Here is a 6,513-nt window from a genome sequence, read left to right on the forward strand (position 1 = left end):
AACCTAGTACCGAAGGTTCACGGCGACCCCATAGGTCCGTGGAGCGCCGTAGGTGCCGACGCGGTCCGTGCCCAATGTGTCGGCATAGTTCAGGTAGTCCTTGTCGGCGAGGTTGCGACCCCACAGGTAGACACCCCAGCGTTCGTCCTGCCGCGCGATGCCGATGCGGGCGTTCAGCAGGCTGTACGAGGGCGTCAGCGACGCCGGCGTATTGGCCGGGTTGCCGTACTGGTTGCCGCGGTACTGCCACTCGCCGCGCACCATGAAGTCGAGGTCGTCCCCGATCGGCCGGGTGTACTGGACACGCAGATTCCCGTTCCACTTGGGCGCGAAGGTCAGGCGGTTGCCGCTGTTGTTGACGGTCGCGGATGCCCGGTAGTTCTTGTACTCGCTGTCGAGGTAGCCGACGCCGCCCGCGATCTCCAGGCCGTCCACCGGCACCAGGGTGAAGTCGAGTTCGGCGCCCTTGATCACCGCCTTCGCCGCACTGTCGACGTTGAAGCCCACCCCGTTGGCGAGGCCGCCGAAGGTGGTCACCGCGAGGTTCCGGTAGTCCATGTAGAACACGGCGACGTTCGTCCGCGCCCGGCCCTCGAGGAAGTCGGCCTTGAAGCCGGCCTCGTAGTTGTCGACCCGCTCGGCCTTGTAGGGCTCCGCCCCGCGGAAGCTGAGGCCGGCGTTCCAGCCGCCGCTCTTGTTGCCCCGCGACCACTTGGCGTAGGCCATCACGTCGCCCGAGGGCTTGTACTGGATGCCGACCATCGGCGAGACGTCGTGGTCCAGGATCTTGTCCGTGATCGGCCCGAACGCCGGGAAGGCGCCGCCGAAGAAGCCGCCGTTCTGGTTGAACCGGAAGAACTCCAGCCGCTTGGTCTCGTAGCCGTAGCGGAGGCCGACATTCAGCGTCCACTGGTCGTTGAGGTGGTAGTTGGCGTTGCCGTAGGCGGCGTAGCTGTTGGTGAACACCGTGCGGTTGGCGCCCGTGAGCCCGGGGAAGAACGGGCTGGCCACGCCGTTCTGCACGAAGCCCCCGCTCTGGTCTGAATAGACGTCGAGGTAGAACAGGCCGAACACGTAGTCGAGCCGCCCGCCGCTCGGCGAGGTCAGCCGCACCTCGTTGCTGAACTGATGATTGTGATCGAGGATCCGCGTGCGCTGGTCGTCCAGCGGACCGGTGTCCTCGTCGACCTGGAAGTCCACATACGACTTGCGATAGGCCGTGATCGTCGTGAGCGTGTAGTCGCCGAAGGTGGTGTCCGTGGTCAGATGCACGCCCTGCAGCGTGCGGTCGTTCACGTTCGCTCGATCGAACGACACCGTGCGCGGACCGGGAATGAAGGTCAGCGGATTGGCGCCGGAGATGATCTCGCGCATGACCCGCGTGGGGGTCTCGGTCATGTAGTCGTAGCTCAGGTTCGCCTCGAAGTTCTCGAACGGCCTGGCGCGCAGTTGCAGCCGGCCGCCCCACCGGTCTTCGCTGTCGACGCGGGTGTTATTGAACACGTTGCGCGTGAAGCCGTCGCGCCGGAAGCGCGTGATCGAGACGCGGCTGTAGAGCTTGTCGGCGATCAGCGGCATGTCGACGATGCCGACGGCGCGGAGCGCGCTGTGGTTGCCCGCCTCGACGTCGACGGAGGCGCCGAACGTGTCCTGCGGCCGCTTGGTCACCATGTTCACGGCGCCGGCGATGGTGTTCTTGCCGAACAGCGTCCCCTGCGGACCGCGCAGCACCTCGATCCGCTCGAGGCCCTGGATGTCGGGGTTCCAGTCCGTTGGCCGGGCCAGGAACACGCCGTCGACGTAGAAGCCGATCGAGCCGTCCTCGCCCGGGCTGCGGGCCGTCGAGGTGATGCCCCGCAGCGACACGTCGGGCCGCCGGTTGAAGTCGTTGCTGGAGTAGTTGAAGTTCGGCACCGAGTACTGCAGGTCGCGCAGGGACACCGCGCCTCGACGCTGCAGCTCCTGAGCCGTGAACGCGGTCACCGAGACCGGCACCGCTTGCAGGTTCTCCTCCCGCTTCGTCGCGGTGACGATCACCTCTTCGACCGCGGTCTGGGCGCTGGCCGCGCCGGCCCCCACGCAGCCGGCGGCGGCGACCGCCAACGCAATCCATGACGTACTGCAACGACGCATGTGAGCCCCCTCGTTTCCCGCTGCCTGCTCGTCGGCTAGGCGTTCGCTATATGACATTCTTATCATTAAATTGAAACAGCTATTTCAGGATCATCTGCGAGGGTTTGATTTCTGCTATCATATTGTTTCTTCGTCATTTTCTTGTCGATCCGATTTCTGATACCCCGCGCGAACAAGATCTACCTCATCTAATATGACTGACTAGTTCGGTTATTTGTTCGGTCGGCCGCCGGGTCAGTAGGCGCGTGGGAGGGCGAGGTCGTGCTCGGCGACGTAGTTGAGGACCATTTCCTGGGAGATCGGCGCGAGGCGCATCACCCGCGCTTCGCGCCAGTAGCGTTCGACGTGGTACTCGCGCGCGTAGCCGAAGCCGCCGTGGGTCTGCACCGCGGCGTCCGCCGCCGCATACCCCGCTTCGGCCGCGAGCCATTTGGCGCGGTTCGCCTGCGACCCGCAGTCGAGGCCGCGATCCAGGCGCCATGACGCCTCGCGGATCGCGAGCTCCGCCGCATCGAGGCGCATCCGCGCCTCGGCGAGCGGGAACGCCACCGCCTGATTCTGGCCGACCGGCCGACCGAAGACCACCCGCTCGCGCGCATAGTCGGTCGCCCGGCGCAGGGCCGCGCAGCCGATGCCCAGGGCCTCGGCCGCGACGAGGATGCGCTCCGCGTTCAGACCGGCCAGCAGGTAGCGGAACCCCGCGCCCTCATCCCCGACACGGTCCTCCTCGCTGACGAACAGGCCGTCATAGGCCACCTCGCAACTCGCCACCGCATTGCGCCCAGCCTTGGGGATCGGCCGGATGTCCACCTCGGCCCGGCGCAGTTCCGCGAAGAGCAGGGTGAGGCCATCGGTCCGCCGCGCGCACGCTTCGACCGGGGTGGTGCGCACGAGCAGCAGGACCCGCTCCGACTCCAGGGCTTTCGAGGTCCACACCTTCCGGCCCCGCACCCGGTATCCGCCATCGACCTTGCTGGCGAACGTGGCGATCCGGGTCGTCTCGCTGCCCGCGTCGGGCTCGGTGACGCCGAAGGCGACATGCAGGTCGCCGGTGGCGACGCGCGGCAGGAATCGCCGGCGCAGCGACTCGGAGCCGAACCGCACGATGGGGTGCATCCCGAAGATCGACATGTGGAGGGCGCTGGCGCCGTTCATCGCCGCGCCAGACGCCGCCACCTCTTCCAGCAGGATGGACGCCTCGGTGATCCCCTGGCCCGCGCCGCCGTAGGTTTCCGGCGTCGCGATACCGAGCCAGCCGCCTTCGGCCATCGCCTGGTAGAAGGCCCACGGGAAGCGGTGCTGCTCGTCGCATTCCGACCAGTAGCTGTCGGGGAAGGCGCGACAGACCTGGCGCACCCCCTCGCGGATCAGCGCGTGCGCCTCGGGCCGGGTGAAGTCCATCCGACTAGGCCCCCACCCGCTGTGGCGGCGGCGACATCACCGCCTCGATCAGGCGCGGTCCCCGGCGCCCCATGGCGGACGCGAACGCGGCGTCGAACGCCTCGGCGGTCTCGCAGCGCGTCGCCGGCACGCCCAGGCTCTCGGCCAGGGTCGTCCAGGCGATGGTGGGCCGCCCGAGGTCCAGCAGCCGCCGCGCGGCGGGGCCCGGCCGACCCGAGCCGGTCCGCCCGAACTCGACGTTGAGGATCTTGTAGGCGCCGTTGGCGAACACCACGACGGTGACGTCGAGTTGCTCGCGCGCGATCGTCCAGAGGCCCTGCACCGTATACATCGCCGCGCCGTCGCCGTTCAGCGAGACGACCTTCCGGTCAGGACAGGCCACGGCCGCGCCGATGGCGAGCGGGATCCCCTGCCCGATGGCGCCTCCCGTCAGCATCAGCCAGTCGTGGGGCGCTGCCGACGCGGTCTGCAGGAAGATGGGCATCCCCGCAGTGACCGCGTCGTCCGAGATGATGGCGTCGTGCGGCAGGTGGCGCGCGATCGCCGCGCCCGCGGACTGCGGAAACAGGTCGCCCTGTGGCGCAGGCGGCGCAGCCGCGCACGCCACGGGACCGGCCGGCGGCGCCTCGAGCAGGTCGGCAAGCATCTCGAGCGCGACATCGCCGGCCTCGTCCACGCCGGCCAGCATCTCGATGCGGCAGCCCTCCGGCCACAGCGCGCTGGGCTTGTCGGGATAGGCGAAGAAGGCGGCGGGCGCCTGCGCCTCCACCAGGACCAGCGTGTCGAGGTCCGCCAGTTCGTCGTGCGCCACCTCGCCGAAGTATGCCAGCCGCGCCGGCGCGAAGATCCCGGCTCCACGCCGCTGGCGCGCGACGAAGGTCTCCGTCCAGACGCGCACGCCCGCCGCCGCCAGGCGCGCGGCGGCCGCCAGGCCGCGGGCCCGACAAGCGCGACCGCCGATCAGCAGGCCGGCGGCCTTTGCGCCCCGCAAGCCGGCCGCGACCTCGGCGATGCGCTCTGCATCCGGCGCCACGGGGGACGATGGGGCGAGCGCACGGCCGCGCACCGCCGTCGCGTTCCAGGCGCTGTCGGCGGGCAGAATCAGTGTGGCGCAGCCTCCGGGAGGGCCGAGACTCGCGGTGACCGCTTCGGCCGCCAGCGGCCCCACCCGGTCGGCATGGTCGGCGCTGCGGACCCAGGCCGAGTTCGGCGCTGCCCAGCCGGCTATGTCGCTCGAAAGCGGCGTATCGTAGGCCCGATGATAGGTGGCATGGTCGCCCACGACGTTCACCACCGGCGTCCGCGCCCGGCGTGCGTTGTGCAGGTTCGCGCCGCCGTTGGCGTAGCCCGCTCCCAGGTGGAGCAGGGTCGCCGCCGGGCGGTCCGCCATTCTGCCGTAGCCGTCCGCCGCTCCCGTGGCGACGCCTTCGAACAGGCACAGCACCGCCGACATCCGCGGCTCGCGGTCCAGCGCCGCGACGAACTGCATCTCGCTGGTCCCGGGATTGGCGAAGCAGGCCGTCACGCCGTTGTCGGCCAGGGTGCGGATGAGCGCGTCGGCCCCGTTGGACGCGGCGCGGGCTTCGCTCGGCGCCGCGGCCGTCGTCTCCCCCCGCGCCGCTGTGCTCAGGTCGTTGGACATATCTCGCCCTCTCCGCGCGCTTTATATGACCCATGGGTCATGTTTTCAAGTCATGCCTGCTGCCGCGCCCCGCATCGGCGACGCAGACGTGGCGTCAGGCGGCAGGCGCCGCCTGGGTGCGGACGACGCCGTCGCGCAGCAGCCGCTCGGCCCGTTCGCCGCCCATGCCGATCTCTTCGAGGATCGCGAGCGAGTCGCCGCCCAGGGCGGGCGCGACACGCGGGGCCGGAGGCCGGAACCCCGCGAAGCGCGCCGCCGGCCGCGCCATCTGCATAGGGCCATACTCGGGGTGTTCGAGACGCACGATCGAGCCGTCGCTCACGACCTGCGGGTCGCCGGCCACCTCGCCGCGCCGCGCGACGCGGCCCGCGGGAACCCCCTCGGCGTGGAACCGGCGAAGAGCTTCTTCGGTGTCCAGCGCAGCGATCCGCGCCTCCCAGAGGGGCCGCAGTTCCAGCCAGCGCAGGCGGCTGTCCGCCTCGGTCTCGAACGTCTCGCCCGCCACCTCGGGCGGGGCGCTCAACGCCCGGCACCAGTCCTGGAAGGCGCTGCCGCTGATGAACACGATGGCGATGTGGCCGTCACGCGTGGGCCAGAGCCGATAGGTGTCGGCGATCGTCAGGCCCGGCCGGAAGTCCTCAGAGAGGAACGTCTCGTTCCACATCACGTCGGGCCAGTTGAACGCGAGCGTGGCCTCCAGCATCGATATGAAGATCTGCTGGCCGCCGCCGCCCTGCGCCCGGGCGTAGAGCGCCGCGGTGACCGCCTGGGCCGCGGCCAGGCCGGCGACCTTGTCGCAGATTATGCTGTTCACGAGCTGGGGCGGTTCTCGCCCCCCAGCCTGCATGTCGGCCAGGCCCGAACCGGCCTGGACGATGGAGTCGTAGGTCCGACGGCCGGCATAGGGGCCCTGGGGCCCATAGCCGGAGATGGACGCGTAGATCACCTGCGGGTTCCGCTCGCGCACCGCTCGATAGCCGATGCCCAGCCGTTCAGCGACGCCCGGGCGGAAGTTCTCCAGCACCACGTCGGCGCGCGCCGCGAGCGCCAGGGCCACCTCGACGCCCTCCGGCTTCGCGAGGTCCAGGGCGATCGAGCGCTTGTTGCGGTTGCAGGTGGCGAACAGCGCGCTGTAGCCGAGGAAACCCGCGCCCACGTAACGGCCCTGGTCCCCGCCGACGGGGGGCTCCACCTTGATCACGTCCGCGCCCTGGTCCGCCAGCCACATCGCGCCAAATGGCCCCGAGACCACGCCGGTAAGGTCGAGGACCCGGACATCGTGCAACGGACCGAACATCGTCCCCCCTGAACTCGGCAGACACTTCCACGCCGACTCC

4 protein-coding genes are annotated in these 6,513 nt (G+C 69.8%); all 4 read right to left on the minus strand.

Annotated features, from left to right (window positions below; all coding sequences use genetic code 11):
* Window positions 1–3: 3 nt before the first annotated feature.
* On the minus strand, window positions 4–2,103 hold the full coding sequence (locus JNL41_RS06910) for a TonB-dependent receptor (protein WP_293473544.1): 2,100 nt from the start codon (window positions 2,101–2,103) through the stop codon (window positions 4–6).
* A gap of 264 nt (window positions 2,104–2,367) precedes the next feature.
* Window positions 2,368–3,534, minus strand: coding sequence for an acyl-CoA dehydrogenase family protein (locus JNL41_RS06915; protein ID WP_293473545.1), 1,167 nt, complete (start codon window positions 3,532–3,534; stop codon window positions 2,368–2,370).
* Between the two features lie 4 nt (window positions 3,535–3,538).
* Window positions 3,539–5,176, minus strand: a complete 1,638-nt coding sequence (locus JNL41_RS06920) for an acetolactate synthase large subunit (RefSeq protein WP_293473546.1) — start codon at window positions 5,174–5,176, stop codon at window positions 3,539–3,541.
* 94 nt (window positions 5,177–5,270) lie between these two features.
* Entirely contained in the window at window positions 5,271–6,473 is a 1,203-nt protein-coding gene (locus tag JNL41_RS06925) for a CoA transferase (RefSeq protein WP_293473547.1), read from the minus strand.
* Window positions 6,474–6,513: the final 40 nt, after the last annotated feature.

The sequence above is a fragment of the Phenylobacterium sp. genome (genome assembly GCF_016793285.1).
Classification (GTDB): Bacteria; Pseudomonadota; Alphaproteobacteria; order Caulobacterales; family Caulobacteraceae; genus Phenylobacterium.